Source organism: Psychroserpens sp., from assembly GCF_047633235.1.
Classification (GTDB): Bacteria; Bacteroidota; Bacteroidia; order Flavobacteriales; family Flavobacteriaceae; genus Psychroserpens.
In genome coordinates this window covers 1-16,882 of the sequence record NZ_JBLIET010000017.1, presented here as the reverse complement: position 1 = coordinate 16,882, position 16,882 = coordinate 1, and the positions used below count along the sequence as shown (strand labels likewise).

The 16,882-nt window shown below is 35.8% G+C and carries 14 protein-coding genes; 9 read left to right on the top strand and 5 right to left on the bottom strand.

Annotated elements, in window-relative coordinates; all coding sequences use genetic code 11:
• Window positions 1-6: 6 nt before the first annotated feature.
• Window positions 7-657 (top strand): polysaccharide deacetylase family protein, encoded by a 651-nt coding sequence (locus ACJAZK_RS07270; RefSeq protein ID WP_415223334.1) that lies wholly within the window; start codon window positions 7-9, stop codon window positions 655-657.
• Between the two features lie 3 nt (window positions 658-660).
• Here the strand turns inward: ACJAZK_RS07270 and ACJAZK_RS07265 are convergent, their stop codons facing one another.
• Window positions 661-957 carry a thioredoxin family protein gene (locus ACJAZK_RS07265; protein WP_415223333.1) on the bottom strand — a complete coding sequence of 99 codons (297 nt, stop codon included), beginning with the start codon at window positions 955-957 and terminating at the stop codon, window positions 661-663.
• 143 nt (window positions 958-1,100) lie between these two features.
• The gene (locus ACJAZK_RS07260) at window positions 1,101-2,327 is read right to left on the bottom strand and encodes a metallophosphoesterase (RefSeq protein ID WP_415223332.1); all 1,227 of its coding nucleotides are present in this window, start codon (window positions 2,325-2,327) and stop codon (window positions 1,101-1,103) included.
• A gap of 112 nt (window positions 2,328-2,439) precedes the next feature.
• Between ACJAZK_RS07260 and ACJAZK_RS07255 the strand changes: the two genes are divergently transcribed.
• The 3 genes from ACJAZK_RS07255 (at window position 2,440) to ACJAZK_RS07245 (ending at window position 8,201) form a co-directional block, all read left to right on the top strand.
• Window positions 2,440-5,388 (top strand): GH92 family glycosyl hydrolase, encoded by a 2,949-nt coding sequence (locus ACJAZK_RS07255; RefSeq protein WP_415223331.1) that lies wholly within the window; start codon window positions 2,440-2,442, stop codon window positions 5,386-5,388.
• A gap of 72 nt (window positions 5,389-5,460) precedes the next feature.
• Window positions 5,461-7,137, top strand: a complete 1,677-nt coding sequence (locus ACJAZK_RS07250) for an MFS transporter (protein WP_415223330.1) — start codon at window positions 5,461-5,463, stop codon at window positions 7,135-7,137.
• Window positions 7,138-7,199: 62 nt separating this feature from the next.
• Window positions 7,200-8,201, top strand: coding sequence for an isoaspartyl peptidase/L-asparaginase family protein (locus ACJAZK_RS07245; protein WP_415223329.1), 1,002 nt, complete (start codon window positions 7,200-7,202; stop codon window positions 8,199-8,201).
• Here the strand turns inward: ACJAZK_RS07245 and ACJAZK_RS07240 are convergent.
• Window positions 8,198-9,610: an aldehyde dehydrogenase family protein gene (locus ACJAZK_RS07240; RefSeq protein ID WP_415223328.1), complete on the bottom strand. Its 1,413-nt coding sequence runs from the start codon at window positions 9,608-9,610 to the stop codon at window positions 8,198-8,200. The two genes, ACJAZK_RS07245 and ACJAZK_RS07240, sit on opposite strands and share 4 nt — an antisense overlap.
• Window positions 9,611-9,784: 174 nt before the next feature.
• Between ACJAZK_RS07240 and ACJAZK_RS07235 the strand changes: the two genes are divergently transcribed.
• Window positions 9,785-10,057, top strand: coding sequence for a hypothetical protein (locus ACJAZK_RS07235; protein WP_415223327.1), 273 nt, complete (start codon window positions 9,785-9,787; stop codon window positions 10,055-10,057).
• A 77-nt stretch (window positions 10,058-10,134) separates the two neighbouring features.
• Here ACJAZK_RS07235 and cphA read toward each other — a convergent pair whose 3' ends face one another.
• Window positions 10,135-12,774 (bottom strand): cyanophycin synthetase, encoded by a 2,640-nt coding sequence (cphA, locus tag ACJAZK_RS07230; protein ID WP_415223326.1) that lies wholly within the window; start codon window positions 12,772-12,774, stop codon window positions 10,135-10,137.
• A 105-nt stretch (window positions 12,775-12,879) separates the two neighbouring features.
• On the opposite strand from cphA, the gene ACJAZK_RS07225 reads away from it, so the two are divergent.
• The 3 genes from ACJAZK_RS07225 to ACJAZK_RS07215 all read left to right on the top strand — a co-directional run bounded on the left by ACJAZK_RS07225 (window position 12,880) and on the right by ACJAZK_RS07215 (window position 15,552).
• A complete protein-coding gene (locus tag ACJAZK_RS07225; protein ID WP_415223325.1) occupies window positions 12,880-13,740 on the top strand; it encodes a cyanophycinase in 861 nt (286 codons plus the stop codon).
• 367 nt (window positions 13,741-14,107) lie between these two features.
• Complete coding sequence (locus tag ACJAZK_RS07220; RefSeq protein WP_415223324.1) at window positions 14,108-14,449, top strand: hypothetical protein; 342 nt, start codon at window positions 14,108-14,110, stop codon at window positions 14,447-14,449.
• A 5-nt stretch (window positions 14,450-14,454) separates the two neighbouring features.
• Window positions 14,455-15,552 (top strand): hypothetical protein, encoded by a 1,098-nt coding sequence (locus tag ACJAZK_RS07215; RefSeq protein WP_415223323.1) that lies wholly within the window; start codon window positions 14,455-14,457, stop codon window positions 15,550-15,552.
• Here the strand turns inward: ACJAZK_RS07215 and ACJAZK_RS07210 are convergent.
• Complete coding sequence (locus ACJAZK_RS07210; RefSeq protein WP_415223322.1) at window positions 15,543-16,472, bottom strand: isoaspartyl peptidase/L-asparaginase family protein; 930 nt, start codon at window positions 16,470-16,472, stop codon at window positions 15,543-15,545. The two genes, ACJAZK_RS07215 and ACJAZK_RS07210, sit on opposite strands and share 10 nt — an antisense overlap.
• Window positions 16,473-16,688: 216 nt before the next feature.
• Here ACJAZK_RS07210 and ACJAZK_RS07205 point away from each other — a divergent pair.
• The coding region (locus tag ACJAZK_RS07205) for a hypothetical protein (protein ID WP_415223321.1) at window positions 16,689-16,882 on the top strand (194 nt) is incomplete at its 3' end.

Genomic DNA, 16,882 nt, shown 5'->3' with positions numbered 1-16,882 from the left:
AAGACTGTGAAAATAGCTCCAGTAAAAACACCAGTAGTTGCAAAAAAAATGTTCCCAAATTATGTTTGGGACATAGCAACTACTAATAAGGAGTTATATTTAACTTTTGATGATGGTCCAACTCCAGAAATCACAAACTGGACATTAGACATTCTAAAGCACTACAACGCAAAAGCCACTTTTTTTTGTATTGGAAATAATGTTGAGAAGCATCCAAATATTTTTAAGAGCATCGTTAAAGAAGGTCATGCTATTGGCAACCATACCCAAAATCACATCAAAGGTTGGAAAACAAAAACTAAAGATTATTTGAAGGAGGTTATCGAGGCTCAAACCACCATTAATTCTAATTTAGAAAGTTTTAAGGCTTCAAGTGTTACTTTCTTCCGTCCTCCTTACGGACAGATAACACCTAAACAAGGCAGAAAACTAATGGAGGCAGGTTATCAAATCGTTATGTGGGATGTACTGTCTTTTGATTGGGAGCACAATATTTCCGAAGAAAAATGTTTAGAAAATGTCATCTCAAAAAGTAAAGCAGGAAGTATTATCGTTTTTCACGATAGTCTAAAGGCATCAAGGAATATGATGTACGCGCTTCCGAAAGTATTAGACACCTTTAGCAAAAAAGGATATGTATTTAAATCTCTCTCTTAAGTATTAGATATATTCTTGTACGATAGCAATCAGTGTATTAGCATCTTGCTCTCCACTATGACGCCATTTCATCTCACCATTCTTATAAATGATAAGTGTTGGCAGGCCTTTAACACGAAGTGCCTCAGCTAATTCTTTGTTTTTATCGACGTCAATTTTAATGACTTTTGCTTTATCACCAAGAGCTGCCGCTACATCTCTCATTACAGGATGCATTGCGGTAGATTGTTCATTCCATTCTGTAAAGAAATCTAACAAGACAGGAATATCTACATCTATAAGTTCCCCAAATTTTGACATACATTTAAACTTTTAAATCAGACATGCATATATAAACCTACTTACATTTTAGATAATACTTTAGGTTCTAAAAATCAATAGGTTCACTCTTAAATATTTATAAAAATAAACAATTAAAGAGTAAATATAACATTTCTACAATATTATGCGTCATTAGTACCTTTTTTAAGTGTAATGACTGAGACTTCGGGCCAAATCCCAACACGACCAGGATATGCCAAAAACCCAAAACCTCTATTGACATTTATATATTGGCCTAGTTCTTTATATATTCCTGCCCAATGTTTATAGCGCCATTTTACTGGACTCCACTTAATCCAACCAGGAATTTCAATCCCAAATTGCATCCCATGTGTATGACCACTTAATGTCAAATGGTAATGATAGTCATCATGAATAACTTGCTCTTCCCAATGACTAGGATCGTGACTCATTAAAATCTTAAAATCATTTAAATCTATATGCTCACTAGCCTTTCTTAAATCACCAGATTTTTTGAATCCACCTTTTCCCCAATTCTCAACACCAACTAATGCAATACGTTGACCGTCTCTTTCAATAAATCGACTTTCATTAAGCAATAAATCGTAGCCCATCTCCTTTTGCATCTGTTTGAGATCATCAAGGTTTTTTTCTTTAGCAGCGGGTGAATCCCAATCCACGTAGTCACCGTAATCATGATTTCCTAAAACAGAAAACACACCATCTTTCGCCTTCAAAGTACCAAAGAGATCTTTCCAAGGTGTCATCTCAGAGGCTTTATTATTGACCAAATCTCCTGTAAACAAAATCACATCAGATTTTTGCTCATTTACTAGGTCCACGCCATATTTAATCTTTTCAAAATTATCAAAACTACCAGAGTGAATGTCGCTTATCTGAGTAATGCGGTAGCCATCAAACGCCTCTGGTAAGTCTTCAAAATAAAGCACATATTCTAAAACTCTAAATTTGTATTTTCCTTTATACATCCCGTAGAGCAATGAGGTAAATGGAATAGCTGCCAAACCTAAAGCTATTTGGCTAATGAATTTACGCCTAGAAGACATATCAAACGCTTCTTTGCTTGTGAACTTATCGTATACCCCTACAAAAGCTCTAATAACATCTTCTCCAAGTAAGATAGGAACAATCACAAGATTTAATGACATAAAAGCCAATAGACATCCAAAAGCATAACTCTTTGCTGGGTTTAAAACTCTACCGTCTGATCCTAAAGAAAATTGATATATAAAATTTCCTGCAATAACCAGTGCCACTACAATAAACAAATAATGAAACCAACTCGCTTTGGTCACTGTTTTAATAGCCTGATATCCGTAAACTGAAAAAATACTATAGATTAAAATAAATATAATCCAACGTAACATATAAAGAAGTTTTTTCAAAGGTAAACGATTCCAAAAATAAATTAACCTTTCAAAATATTTTTAACGATACGTTAAGAATTAGTATCTTTTCATTCGATTTAAACACCCTTCTATGAAATCTATTTCCTCTATTGTTTTAACAGCCCTAATTCTAACAAGTTGCACAACAGAACCACCAATAGACATCGCAAAAAACGACAAACCACTTATTGAATATGTGAATCCGTTCATTGGAACTGGTGGACATGGTCACACCTATCCAGGTGCAACAATGCCTTTTGGTATGATGCAACTAAGTCCAGACACAAGACTCGATGGTTGGGATGGTTGTTCTGGTTATCATTACAGTGATGCATATATCTACGGATTCTCACACACGCACCTCAGCGGAACAGGTGTTAGCGATTATGGCGATATTCTTTTAATGCCAACAAATGCAATTAACTTTAATAATGGTTCAAACAAAAAAGAAGGCTATCGTGCTCATTTTTCTCATGATAATGAAATAGCACAACCTGGATATTACAAAGTACATTTAGATTCAACAGGAATTGATGTAGAATTAACGGTTTCAAAACGTAGCGGAATTCATAAATATCAATTCCCTTCGGAACAAAATCAGTTCCTCATCTTAGATTTAGAACATCGCGATCAGGTTTTAGATTATAAGATTCAAAAAGTCAACGACTCGACTATTTCTGGTTTTAGACATTCTAAAGCTTGGGCAACAGACCAACGTTTGTTTTATACCATTCAATTTTCTCTACCCATAAAAAATATCACCTACGAAGAAAATGGTACTCCTATTTCTAAAAATTATAAATACCAAAGTAAAAAAGCAGCTATTGAATTTGACAACCCTAACAACAAACCAGTTTACATTAAAATTGGTATTTCTGCCGTTGATGAAGCTGGTGCAGCAAAAAACTTACAAGAAGAAATAGGTAATAAATCATTTGATCAAATCAAAAAAGAAGCACAAGACGTTTGGGAAACTCAACTCAATAAAATCGTTGTGGAATCGCCAAATGACGATTACAAAACAAATTTCTACACGGCATTATTTCACACCATGTTAGCCCCTAATTTGTATCAAGATGTTGACGGTCGATATCGAGGCATGGACTTAGAAATACACAACACTAAAGATTTTGAATATTATACGGTGTTCTCACTGTGGGATACGTACCGCGCTGCTCACCCATTATATACTATTATTGAGCAAGACAGAACGAATGATTTTATCAATACATTTTTAGCAAAATATGATGAAGGTGGCATCATGCCAATTTGGGATTTAAGTGCCAACTACACTGGATGTATGATTGGATATCATGCGGTTCCCGTAATTTCAGATGCCTACATGAAGGGCATTAGAGGTTATGACTCAGAAAAAGCACTCAACGCCATGACACATTCAGCGACGAGAGATAAATTGGGTTTAGAGTCTTATAAAGAGTTTGGATTTATTCCTGTGGAAGAAGAAAGTGAATCAGTTTCCAAAACTTTAGAATATGCCTATGACGATTGGACGATTGCACAAATGGCAAAAGCGATGGGGAAGGATGATGACTATAGATTATATACCCAAAGAGCGCAGTACTATAAGAATATTTATGATCCTGAAACAAAATTTATGAGAGGACGTTTTAGAAATACATGGTTTGCACCTTTTGATCCTTATGAAGTGAATTTCAATTATACAGAAGCCAACGCCTGGCAATACAGTTTTTATGTGCCTCAAGATGTTTCTGGATTTATGACTCTTCTCGGCGGAAAAGATCAACTAGAAGCCCAGTTAGATGAATTATTTACTGCGGAAGACCAAACTTCAGGTCGCCAACAAGTAGATATTACGGGTTTGATTGGACAATATGCTCACGGAAATGAACCAAGTCATCACATGGCGTACCTCTACAATTTCGTTAACAAACCTCATAAAACACAAGAAAGAGTGCATCAAATTTTAACAGAGCTATACACCAACACACCTGATGGTATTTCCGGAAATGAAGACTGCGGACAAATGAGCGCATGGTTCGTATTCTCATCTATGGGTTTCTATCCTGTAACTCCAGGAAGTAATCAATACATTATAGGAACGCCTTTATTTGATAAAGCGACCATTAATTTAGAAAGCGGAAAACAATTTACAATCGCTACCAATAACTTAAGTGATACTAACATTTATGTAGAATATGTGTCCCTCAACGGGAAAGCCCTAGACCAATCATTTATATCACATGAAGATCTCATGGCTGGTGGAACATTAGAATTTAAAATGACTGATAATCCTGCCCTTTGGGGAAGTCGTGACGGACAAGAACCAATAACGGAAATTACAGACCATGTCATTATTCCGGTGCCTTTTATAGCAGCAGGAGACGTTGCTTTTAAAGGAGAGACGGAAGTCAGTCTTGGAATTGTAAACTCTGAAACAGAAATTTTTTACAGTCTAAATGATTCAAAATTCAAGCTATATACTGTGCCTTTTAAAATTTCCGAAGCCATAACCCTAAAGGTGTATGCTGCAGATAATGATGGGAATACAAGCGCAACCGTAAACACTAAATTCTATAAAATAGATCCAAACCTCTCCATAACATTAGATACAAAATACGCCAACCAATACAATGCTGGAGGCGACGATGCGTTGATAGATGGTATTATGGGTACACAAGATTATAGAACTGGAACTTGGCAAGGGTATTGGGATGAAGATGTTGTTGCAACCGTTGATTTAGGAAACATGAAGCCCGTTAGTGCTGTTGGGATTAATTTTTTACAAGATCAAGGGGCTTGGATTTTTTATCCAACCGAAGTAGAATGTCTCGTTTCAAAAGATGGCAAAACATTTACGTCTATTAAAACCATCAGCATAGACGCAGCACTTAAAAATGAGAATGTGCTTCTTAATACGACCTCTTTTAGTATTCCTCTAGGGAGTTATCGCTACGTCAAAATTGTAGCTAAAAAAATGGGCAAATTACCTAAATGGCATTTAGGATATCCTCACGATGGCAGAAGTTGGATTTTTGCTGATGAAATATCAATCAAATAGAGGATTATACTATATTTAGACACTAATACCAAATATCACTTAGAATGAACCTAATAATTGGATAACTAACACATGGCAAATCAAAACAACAAATCGGCATTAACAACTTTAGTGACGGTCTTCTTTTTCTGGGGATTTATAGCAGCCTCTAATAGTGTATTTATCCCATTTTGTAAAACCTACTTTGAAATCGATCAATTTCAATCTCAGCTCGTAGAATTTGCATTTTATGGTGCTTATTTTATTGGTGCATTGTCACTTTTTATCATATCAAGTTCTATTAAAAAGGATATAATTAATTCTTGGGGCTACAAAAAAGGTATCATATATGGGTTACTCTTGTCGGCTGTTGGTGCTTTTATAATGTATCCTGCAACAGCTGGAGCAGTACAAGGAGACACTAATGTGTTCTACTTTGTATTAGTCGCCTTATTTATTGTTGGTTTAGGTTTTTCATTACAGCAAACTACAGCAAACCCTTTTGCTATTGCACTTGGCGACCCAGAAACTGGTTCACACCGTTTAAACTTAGCTGGAGGTGTTAATTCTTTAGGAACTACAATTGGACCAATTGTAGTCGCATTAGTCATTTTTGGAACATCTTCTGTTAGTCCGGAAGAATTAGTGAGAATGATTAAAAACAATGAAATCACGCTAAGCACTGTACAATTCTTGTATTTGGGTGTTGGTGTGTTATTTTTATTAGCTGCAGCTTTATTCCATTTCTCTAAAAAATTACCAGCATTAAAATCTGAAACGATTTTTGAACCCGCTAATAAAGCAAGAAATTTACTCATTGTTTTAACTGTTGTTATTTTAGGATGCTTTGGTTACATTTTTAGCACCTATTCTGGAGATGCAGTCGCAACCGATAGTCTAGAAAAAACCCGATTAATATTATTGTTTATCGCATTACTTGCAGTAGTATCGACAATAGTTATAGCTAATACTAGTGCGTCTAAAAAAGCGGAAGGTTGGGGAGCTATGAAATATCCACAATTGGTTTTAGGGATGTTGGCCATATTCACCTACGTTGGTGTAGAGGTCACCATTGGTAGTAATTTAGGTGAACTATTAAAGCAAGTTGCAGATAAAGCCGCAAATTTAAATCCGTTGGGATTGCCTGTGCTTAACGATGCAGGAATTGCACCGTTTATCTCCTTATATTGGGGCGGACTTATGATTGGTCGTTGGGTTGGTGCCATTACCGTTTTTAATCCAAGTAAAGGTTTAAAAAAATGGTTACTTATCCTTGTGCCTTATGTTGCTTTTGGAGTTGTTCTATTGCTTAATGGTATAGCTGGAAAAACATTTTCTACAAATGAAATATTGTTTTTCGGTATTTGTGTTGCTGTTCAAATTGGCGGTTTCTTTTTAGCTAAGGATAACCCGGTAAAGACATTAAAAATATTTGCTTTCTTAGGTATTTTAGCTATGTTAGTAGGTCTATTTACGACTGGAAATGTAGCCTTATTTGCCTTCCTATCTGGCGGATTATTCTGCTCTATAATGTGGCCTTGTATTTTTACTTTAAGTATTGCCGGTTTAGGGAAATACACATCTCAAGGGTCCGCATTTTTAGTCATGATGATTCTAGGTGGCGCGATTATTCCACCATTACAAGGAAAATTAGCAGATGTATTTAGCATTCAATCCTCTTATTGGATGGCCGTTGCTTGTTTTGGGTATTTATTGTTTTATGCTTTTAGAACAAAGACTGTTTTAGATAAGCAAGGTGTCACGTATTAATATAGGCTTCCGTTTTTCTGGAGGCAAAAACTAACAGGTATCCACTTTCGTGGACAATACATATGAAAAGAAGACAATTTATTAAAAACGCATCGATTACTAGTGTTGGACTAGCTGTTGGAGGTTCGGTTTTGAGTTGTGTGGGAGAGACTTCAGAAAAAACAAAAAAAGAATCTATGATGACTATTGAAAACAAACTACCTATTGCCATTTGCACATGGGCTTTTGCTGGCGCTACTGCTAAATCTGGTGAACAACTGAATAAAGGAGTTAAAGCTCTAGACGCTGCCATTTCAGGAGTAGAAGTTGAAGAGGAAAACTTAAAAAATACGACAGTAGGCAAAGGAGGCGCTCCTGATAGACAAGGAAACGTGACTCTTGATGCTTGCGTTATGGATAGCAATGGAGATTGTGGCTCTGTGTTATGCGTGGAGAATATCACCAATGTTGCTGAACTAGCAAAACGTGTTATGACAGAGACACCTCATGTCATTTTAGCTGCAAAAGGGGCTGAAGAATTTGCATATATACAAGGATTTAAAAAAGAGAACCTCTTAACCGAAGACTCTAAAAAAGCATGGGAAGAATGGTTAAAATCTCCTGAGTACAAACCCTTAATTAATATTGAAAACCACGACACCATTGGCATGCTTTGCATGGACAAAGATGGTGATATTGCTGGTGCTTGCACCACTTCTGGACTCTCCTACAAAATGAAAGGTCGTGTTGGAGATTCTCCAATTATTGGTTCTGGTTTATTTATAGATAATACCGTTGGAGGTGCCGTAGCAACAGGCATGGGTGAAGAAGTACTAAAAACTGTAGGGAGTTTTCTAATTGTAGAATTAATGCGAAATGGCATGTCTCCTCAGAAAGCATGTGAAGAGGCTGTGCGTCGTATTACCAGTAAAAACGATCGCTATAAAGATTTTCAAATCGCTTACATAGCCATAAACAAAGCAGGGGAAACTGGATCCTATTGTATCCATGAAGGGTTTACATACATGAAGTATCAAAATAAGGTTAATGAAAACATACATTCTGATTATTTTAATAAAGCTTAAAACCACTTCATAGTTACATCTACCAGCTTCTGCTTAAAGTCAGTATAAGGCGGTGTTAATAAATCAATAGCTCCAAGAGTATGCTGTTTTAGAACCGAGCGTTGATTGGTAAATTCCAAGAATCCAAAATAGCCGTGAGACTTTCCAATACCGCTATTATTAGAACCTCCAAAAGGTAAGTTATGGTTTTGAAATTGAAGTAAATTATGATTAATACAAGTACCTCCTGCCCTCGTATTATTAATAATGTCATTGATACGTTTTTTGTTTTTACTAAAAATATAAAGCGCTAAAGGTTTTTCTTTTGAGTTGATATACTCTAGCACTTCAGACATAGAGGTGTATGTTTTCACTGGAAGAATTGGTCCGAATATTTCATATTGCATCAGTTCACTGTCTTCGGGAAGATCAAATACTACTGTAGGTTCTATATAATTTTCTTTTTCTTTGGAAGCTCCGCCAATAGCAATACTTGCGTTTCTAGAGATAGCGTCTTCCAAATACCCTTTTAATCTCTCAAAATGTTTTTGATTCACAATCCTTCCGTAGGAATCTGAATGCGAAGGATCTTCAGTGAAAAAAATTTTAAGGTGCTTTTTAAAGCTTTCAATAAACGCTGATTTTAGCGATTCGTTAATGAATACATAATCTGGAGCAATACATGTTTGACCTACGTTTAAGAACTTTCCAAAGACAATTTTCTTAACCGCTTTATCAAGATTTGAGGAATCATCGATAATAACTGGAGACTTACCTCCTAATTCTAAGGTTACAGAAGTCAAATGCTCTGAAGCTGCCTTCATGACAATCTTGCCAACTTGTGGTGAACCTGTAAAAAATATATGATTAAATGGAAGCTTGAGTAACTCAGTTGATACCTCAACTTCACCTTCTATAAGTGCCACTTCATGTTCTTCAAACAGATCATTAACGATATCGCACATTACTTTAGACGTGTGCGGTGTCATCTCACTAGGTTTCAAAATAACGGTGTTACCTGCTGCAATTGCAGACACTAAAGGACCGAATGTGAGATTGATTGGATAATTCCATGGCGAAATAATCAAACAAACACCTTTAGATTCATTTTTAATCCATGACGTACTTCCCAGCAAAGTTATTGGAGTATCTACTTTTTGTTTACCGAGCCAAGATTTCAAATGTTTACTCACAAACTTAATTTCATCTACCACAGGATAAATCTCAGAAAGATCAACTTCTAATTGTGGTTTGTTAAAGTCCTTATATAAGGCATCCCGTAACGCTTGCTTATAAGTGTCCTCTAAAGCAGTTTGTAACGCTTTCAATTTTTTGATGCGTTCCTTGTAGGGCGTTCTACCAATGGCTAATTGTTGCGACTTTTGCTTATCAAAAAGTTTTGAATACCTGTTATCTGAATAATCTATCATCTAATCCTGAAGGTGTTTATTGGCCTTCCAGCCATTTTTATGTATTTCATCGGTGTTTTTTACGAGCACATTCATCTCAACTAGAAATCGGCGATGTTCAACTAATATATTAATGACCTGACGTAAGGTTGTGTTTCTTTGACATGAGTTTAATAATAAAATTACTCAGCGATTATGAAAAAAGTATTAACAATTTTAGCTTTTACATTATTACCTTTCCTTTCAATAGGGCAGGAAGTTAATGAAGATATCAAAAATAACGATACTATAGAAACTGTAATCGAAAAAACATTAGAAACCAACGGGATCAATCAAGAGACTGTTTCTAGTTCTACAATGAAAGCTAAAGTTTTAAAACTAAACAGAAAGAAAAGTTCTGAAATCATTAGTATTAAAGCTTATAGAAAAAGTTTACAAATAAAAGTAAAGACTATTAAGCTTTGCTAGTCAAATCATAAAACATAAAAAAAGCCGAAACTAAAGTTTCGGCTTTTTTTATATCATTATTTAGGAGGTTAAACTTATTAATCAAAAGTTAATTCTCCTCTACTTTCTTGTTCTTTAAATTCTTGAACCAATTCTAAAGCATCAGGAATAACATCACTACATAATATTATTAAAGATCCTTTAACTGCATTTTTCACTGCAAAAGTAATTGCTTCTTTCTCTGAAGGAATGATCGTGGTTTTCTTATTTTGGTCTTTGCTTTTAATACCATCATTAAGCATATTAATAAGTTGCTCTTCTGTTTTACCTCTTAATCGTTTATCCTGACGAATGATAATCTCATCAAACATCTCAGCAGCAATAGCTCCCATTTCTTTATTATCTTCTTCACGTCTATCACCTATTCCTGCAATAATTCCAACTTTAACTGTCGCATCTAATTCATCTGTAAATTTTTGAAGTGCTCTCATTCCTGCTGGATTATGAGCATAGTCTAAAAGAATCGTAAAATCTTTAAACTCAAACATATTTAACCGTCCTGGCGTTTGTGACGCTGAAGGAATAAAAGTTTCTAAAGCAGCTTTCATATCTTCAATACTAATGCCTTGTACGTGTCCAGCAAGAACAGCACCCAATACATTTTGAATCATAAATTTAGCTTTCCCTCCATACGTTAATGGAATGTGTTCGGCCTTCATTAAGCGCATTTTCCATTCCCCTCTACAAATAGTAACATATCCATTTTCATAAACTGCGGTAACACCGTTAAGTCTCTGTAATGCCTTTATTCTTGGATTGTTTTCGTCCATGGAGAATAAGGCAACATTACACTCTACGTTGCGTCGCATTTCATAAACCAAATCATCATCTGCATTTAAAATTGCATAACCGCTTGGCAAGACCGTTTCTGGAACCACTGCCTTAACTTTGGCGAGCTGTTCTATCGTGTGAATTCCTTTTAAACCTAAATGATCTGCTTCTACATTAGTAACGACAGCAACATCACATTTTTTAAAACCTAATCCAGCTCGTAATAATCCACCTCTTGCACATTCTAATACCGCAAAATTTACCGTTGGATCTTTAAGAACAAATTCTGTACTTGCAGGACCTGTACAATCACCTGTCATGAGTAATCTGTTTTGTATATAAACACCATCACTAGTGGTGTAACCAACACGATGGCCTTTCATTTTTGCAATATGAGCAATCAATCTTGTCGTGGTTGTTTTCCCGTTAGTTCCTGAAATTGCAATAATAGGAATACGTCCTGTTTCTCCTTTTGTTGGAAATAATTTATCAATTACTGGTGCAGCAACATTACGAGGTAATCCGCTTGTTGGTGCTAAGTGCATTCTAAATCCTGGTCCAGCATTCACTTCAAGAACTGCACCTCCAGTTTCAGACAATGGTTTAGAGATATCTGTGGTCATAATATCAATGCCGCAAATATCTAAATCGATAATTTTTGAAATACGCTCTGCCATACTCACGTTTGCAGGGTGTATAATATCTGTAATATCTGCAGCTGTACCGCCAGTACTTAAATTGGCTGTGTCCTTTAAAATGAGTCTTTCACCTGCTGGAATAACAGACTCTAGAGTATAGCCAGCATCTTTAATAATGGTTAGAGTTAGTTCATTCGTAGTAATTTTTGTCAACACGTTTTCATGTCCAAAACCACGTCGTGGATCACTATTTACTATATCTATAAGTTCTTGAACAGTAGATTTTCCGTCGCCAATAACATGAGCAGGCGTTCTAACAGCCCCAGCGACTAACACATTATTAATTACTAATAATCTATAATCTTCTCCAGTGATAAACTTTTCTACAATTATAGAACCACATCGTGAGCTATCTTTGGCATGATTAAACGCTACTAATGCTTCGTCATAATTTTGGATATCTACTGTAATACCTCTTCCGTGATTTCCATCTACAGGCTTAATAACCAAAGGGTAGCCAACATAACGACAGGCTTCTGCAAGACTGCGTTCTCGTTTAATAATATCGCCTTTGGGAACCTGAATTTCAGCCTGCTCTAAAAGGTATTTTGTATCTTCTTTATCGCATGCTAGTTCTACACCAATACTACTCGTTTCACTGGTAACAGTAGCTTGAATACGTTTTTGATTAGCGCCATACCCTAATTGACATAAAGAATATTTATTTAATCTAATCCAAGGAATTCCTCGAGCCTCAGCCTCTTCAACTATTGATCCTGTACTTGGACCCAATCTATCAGCTTCACGCAACTCACGCATTTCTTGAATGTCATCAGTCAAATCATATTTTTCTCCACTTATGAGTGCTTCGCAAATTCTAACTGCTGATTCTGCTGCATAACGTCCAACACTTTCTTCCATATAAGAGAAGACCACGTTGTAAACGCCCTCTTCTCCATAACCACGTGTTCTCCCAAAACCTGTATCCATTCCAGCTAAGGTTTGAGTCTCGAGTGCGATATGTTCTATAACATGTCCCATCCAAGTCCCATCATCGACACGCATAAAAAAACCACCTTCACAACCTTCAGAACAACGGTGAGAAAACATGGTCGGAAACATGGCCTTTAAACGTTCAGAAAAACCCTCAACTTTATTCGTTGGTTTTTCCTCCATATCTTCTAAATCCAAAACCATCACAATAAGTTTATGTCTTCTTATTGACCAATAGTTTGGACCTCTCATGGCATTTATTTCGCGTATTTTCATGTATGATTATTTTTCAGTTAGTTAATGAGAAAGATTATAAATATAACATTTTTCAACAGAAAATTTAGTTATTTTTGCTCAATATTCAAACTACAGAAAGATTTTATGCTGACGAATAAAGGAACCCTAATTCCTATTGGTGGAAATGAAGACAAAGGAATAGAAGATAATGAACAATACACTTTAGAGTTTATTGATGACGGTATTTTATTTCATGTTGTAAGAGAAGCTGGAGGAACAGACGCAAACATTGTTGTCATCCCAACAGCGTCAAGTATCCCTGTAGAAGTTGGAGAAAATTATCTAGAAGCATTTTCTACTCTAGGTTGCAAAAATGTTACAGTTTTAGATATTAGAAGTCAAGAGGACTCTGAAAAGCAAGAATCTATAGATTTAATAAAAGCGGCTAATTGCATCATGTTTTCTGGAGGTGATCAATCTAAAATTACCGACAAGATTGGTGGCACGGAGATTCACGAGATTATAAAATACCGTTATAAAAATGAAAAAGGCTTTGTTGTTGCTGGCACGAGTGCTGGAGCAATGATGATGTCTCAAGAAATGATTGCTGGTGGAAGTGCCACAGAATCCTTTATTAAGGGCGCTGTAAAAATGTATAAAGGCCTAGGTTTAGTTCCTGGACTAATCATCGATACACACTTTATTAAACGCGGTCGTTTTGGTAGAATTTCTGAGGCTGTCGCCCAATTTCCTAAATTAATTGGGATTGGTTTAGCTGAAGATACGGGCATGATTATTAAAAACAAGAGGTGTAGAGTCATTGGCTCTGGAATGGTTATCATTTTTGATGGTAGACGTCTAAAACACAATAAGCATAAAATTCTCACAGAAGGTACACCAATGTCTTTAACTGGTATGCGCACACATATTTTATCAAATAGTGATAGTTTTCATATAGAAAAGAAAAAGGTGAAAATTCTACCTATAGAAGCGCCTTTTATATAAAATCACCTTGGTAATAAAAATCTCACTTTTTGAGAACGATATCCTTTTAAAACGACTCGATTTCTGCACTGAAGGCAATAACAACAACATTCTTTTTTACTATTCGCAAAACAGACCTGACTGACGTAAGGAAAGCATCGTAAATAGTTACAGACCCAGTAATTGTTATCGTCATAGACGTCAGTCGTTCAGCCCCCAAAACACGTCCTAAAAGCACTTCAATATCTCTAATAAATTTGTGTGCATATTTGCATTCTAATAGTGACCGTTTCCTTAGACATAAGACTAAAGTTGAGTTTGCACTAATAGAACAACCGTTTAACCGATTTTATTGCTATCAATTATAATTAGTTATAGGTTTAAACCTATGAAAATAAGGTTTGCAATAGGGTTTTTATTTATTTTACTCCAAGTGGGCTCAATTCTATACGCTCGTTTTAATCCTGAGCGCTTTTTTTGTTGGGCTCCATACGATACGCATGTAAAATTTGAAGTATTTGTAACTATCGATAGAAAAGTCTTAACACAACAAGAAGCCGAAGCACGCTACAAATACAAAATGAGAGGCTGGGAACAACGCTCAATCGATAATATTTTCTCCCTCATTTCTCAATATGAAGATACCTATGGCAAAACAGATAATGCTAAAGTCTTGATGAAATATTCTACCAATGGTCACGAAGAAAAAGAATGGCGCTATAAGCAATAACTAACATGACAGCATTTATTTTACGACCATTTCAGTTTGAAGGCACAAAAATGCATCCCAATGTGCTATTGATGTGTAAACTGTTTATATTGTTATTAATTGCGCATCACATTTTTTTTAAAATAACAGATCCGTTTATTCCTTTTATTCCTGCAATGGATATTTTCAATAGATATCCAAACGTTTTTAATTATACGCTAAAAACACTATTTGTCATCAGTGCATTTGCAGTGTTATTTAATATTAAAGTTAGAACCGCCAGTATCGTAGCTGGAGTCACAGTTCTCCTAAGCATTCTAGCTTCAAAACCCTTATTTTTCAATCATGTTTTTATTTGCGCTTGCGCGCTTTTTTTAGCTGGATTAACTAATGACAAGGAACCACCATATCTTTTAATTTTACAGTTGAGTCTGGTCTATTTTGGCGCCTCCATTAATAAATTTTTAGACGATGATTGGTGGTCTGGAGTCTTTATGGATACTTGGTTAGGAAGCGCTAGGGAGAATCCTGTATACGTATATGTATCGTCATTATTACCCGATTTAGTATTAGCTAGGCTCTTATCATACGTAGCCATGTTTACTGAATTTACTATCGCTATTCTAATTTTATTCAAAAAATCAAGACGCCTCACCATTTGGTTCATTATTATTTTTCACACCTCATTATTTACGCTAACATCTTTTAGATTTGGACATTTTTTAGAATCCTTAGCCATTGTTTTGATAGCATTCATAAGCATTCCGAAATCACAATTGATAATTAATTACAAATCGAAATCTGTAGATACATTAAAACGTCTATTTACCTGGCTAGATCAAGATAAAAAACAAGTCTGGTCTCCTTTATCCTCTGAAGACTCACATTGGCTGAAACTTAAAATTAATGACAAAACACTATACAACCATAATGCTTTGAGAGACCTTATGTTGTATACCCCAAACTTTTTTGTGATGCTATTATACCTTGATATGGCAACGTGTGTCATATTAACCAATCACAAGACACTTTTATTCATTTTGAATAGTCTGTTTGTGTGGTCTATAATCCTCTACTTTCTCCCTATAACTCGGCTCCAAAAAAAAACATTAGACTATTTATAAATAGAAATTTCTTCCTCCCCTTGTGATGTTTTGCTTGCACGATACATGCCTTCGGTATTAAAGGGCATTGAAATATTACCCGAAGTGTCTACCGCAATCAAACCACCATCACCACCAATCTCTAGAATACGTTTATGAATGACTTCTTCGGAAGCCTCTTTTAAGCTCATGTTTTTGTGTTCCATTAAGCAAGCCACATCATAGGCTACAACACCACGAATAAAAAACTCACCACTTCCTGTACATGAAATAGCACAAGTTTTATTATTGGCATAATTTCCTGCGCCAATCATCGGAGAATCACCAACACGTCCCCATTTTTTATTGGTCATACCACCAGTAGAAGTGGCTGCTGCAATATTTCCGTTTTGGTCACAAGCTACGGCGCCAACCGTTCCAAATTTAGAATCTTTCTTTGTGGCGTGATCTAATTGAAAACTATCGGTATCCTTAATTTCTAACCATTGTTTGTATCGCAATTCATCATAAAAATAACTAGCATCTTCGAGTTTATAATCCAATTCTTTAGCAAACTGCATCGCACCTTCTCCTGCAAGAAACACATGCTCACTTTTTTCCATAATAGCTTTTGCAAGACTAACCGGGTTTTTAACCCCTGTGATTAAACTCACACCACCTGCATTTAACGTTTTCCCATCCATGATGCTCGCATCCATTTCATGAGATCCTGTCGCCGTAAATACAGCGCCTTTTCCTGCATTAAATAACGGAGAATCTTCTAAGACCTGAACCGCTTTTTCTACAGCATCAACCGCTGTTCCTCCATTTTCAAGGAGTGCGTAACCTTGATCTAAAGCGTTTTTTAAATGGGCTCGATATGCCGCTTCTAATGCTGAAGTCATCATCCCTTTTACGAGTGTTCCTGCGCCTCCATGGATGGCTATTGAAAATGTATTCATTGCTATTTTTTTTACTTCGGAAAATTACAAATTGTAGATTAATTTGTTCCATATAAACGCATAAGTTTTCGTAATTTGCATGCTGTTCATTGTAGTAAATCATAAACAGTGTTATGCTAACATTTTGAGCCTAGTCGAGACGTTTCAAATATCAAGAGACCATTTATTTCGACTGCGCTCCAAGTGACATACCGCTTCACATTTTAAACCTTTCAAATGTCAGATCAAAAACGTCTATTTCTCGTTGATGCTTACGCTTTAATATTCCGTGGGTATTACGCTTTTATAAAAAACCCAAGAATCAACTCTAAAGGCGAAGACACCTCTGCAATAATGGGTTTTATGAACTCTTTATTAGATGTCATCAAACGCGAGCGACCAGATCACCTAGCCGTATGTTTTGATAAAGG

What these genes read in the sequence shown, in the direction of transcription:
- ACJAZK_RS07215 (WP_415223323.1), top strand. Translation starts at nt 14,455, where the DNA reads ATGACAGCATTTATTTTACGACCATTTCAGTTTGAAGGCACAAAAATG.
- ACJAZK_RS07250 (WP_415223330.1), top strand. Translation starts at nt 5,461, where the DNA reads ATGGCAAATCAAAACAACAAATCGGCATTAACAACTTTAGTGACGGTC.
- ACJAZK_RS07240 (WP_415223328.1), bottom strand. Translation starts at nt 9,610, where the DNA reads ATGATAGATTATTCAGATAACAGGTATTCAAAACTTTTTGATAAGCAA.
- ACJAZK_RS07235 (WP_415223327.1), top strand. Translation starts at nt 9,785, where the DNA reads ATGAAAAAAGTATTAACAATTTTAGCTTTTACATTATTACCTTTCCTT.
- ACJAZK_RS07255 (WP_415223331.1), top strand. Translation starts at nt 2,440, where the DNA reads ATGAAATCTATTTCCTCTATTGTTTTAACAGCCCTAATTCTAACAAGT.
- ACJAZK_RS07260 (WP_415223332.1), bottom strand. Translation starts at nt 2,327, where the DNA reads ATGTTACGTTGGATTATATTTATTTTAATCTATAGTATTTTTTCAGTT.
- ACJAZK_RS07265 (WP_415223333.1), bottom strand. Translation starts at nt 957, where the DNA reads ATGTCAAAATTTGGGGAACTTATAGATGTAGATATTCCTGTCTTGTTA.
- cphA (WP_415223326.1), bottom strand. Translation starts at nt 12,774, where the DNA reads ATGAAAATACGCGAAATAAATGCCATGAGAGGTCCAAACTATTGGTCA.
- ACJAZK_RS07210 (WP_415223322.1), bottom strand. Translation starts at nt 16,472, where the DNA reads ATGAATACATTTTCAATAGCCATCCATGGAGGCGCAGGAACACTCGTA.
- ACJAZK_RS07220 (WP_415223324.1), top strand. Translation starts at nt 14,108, where the DNA reads ATGAAAATAAGGTTTGCAATAGGGTTTTTATTTATTTTACTCCAAGTG.
- ACJAZK_RS07245 (WP_415223329.1), top strand. Translation starts at nt 7,200, where the DNA reads ATGAAAAGAAGACAATTTATTAAAAACGCATCGATTACTAGTGTTGGA.
- ACJAZK_RS07225 (WP_415223325.1), top strand. Translation starts at nt 12,880, where the DNA reads ATGCTGACGAATAAAGGAACCCTAATTCCTATTGGTGGAAATGAAGAC.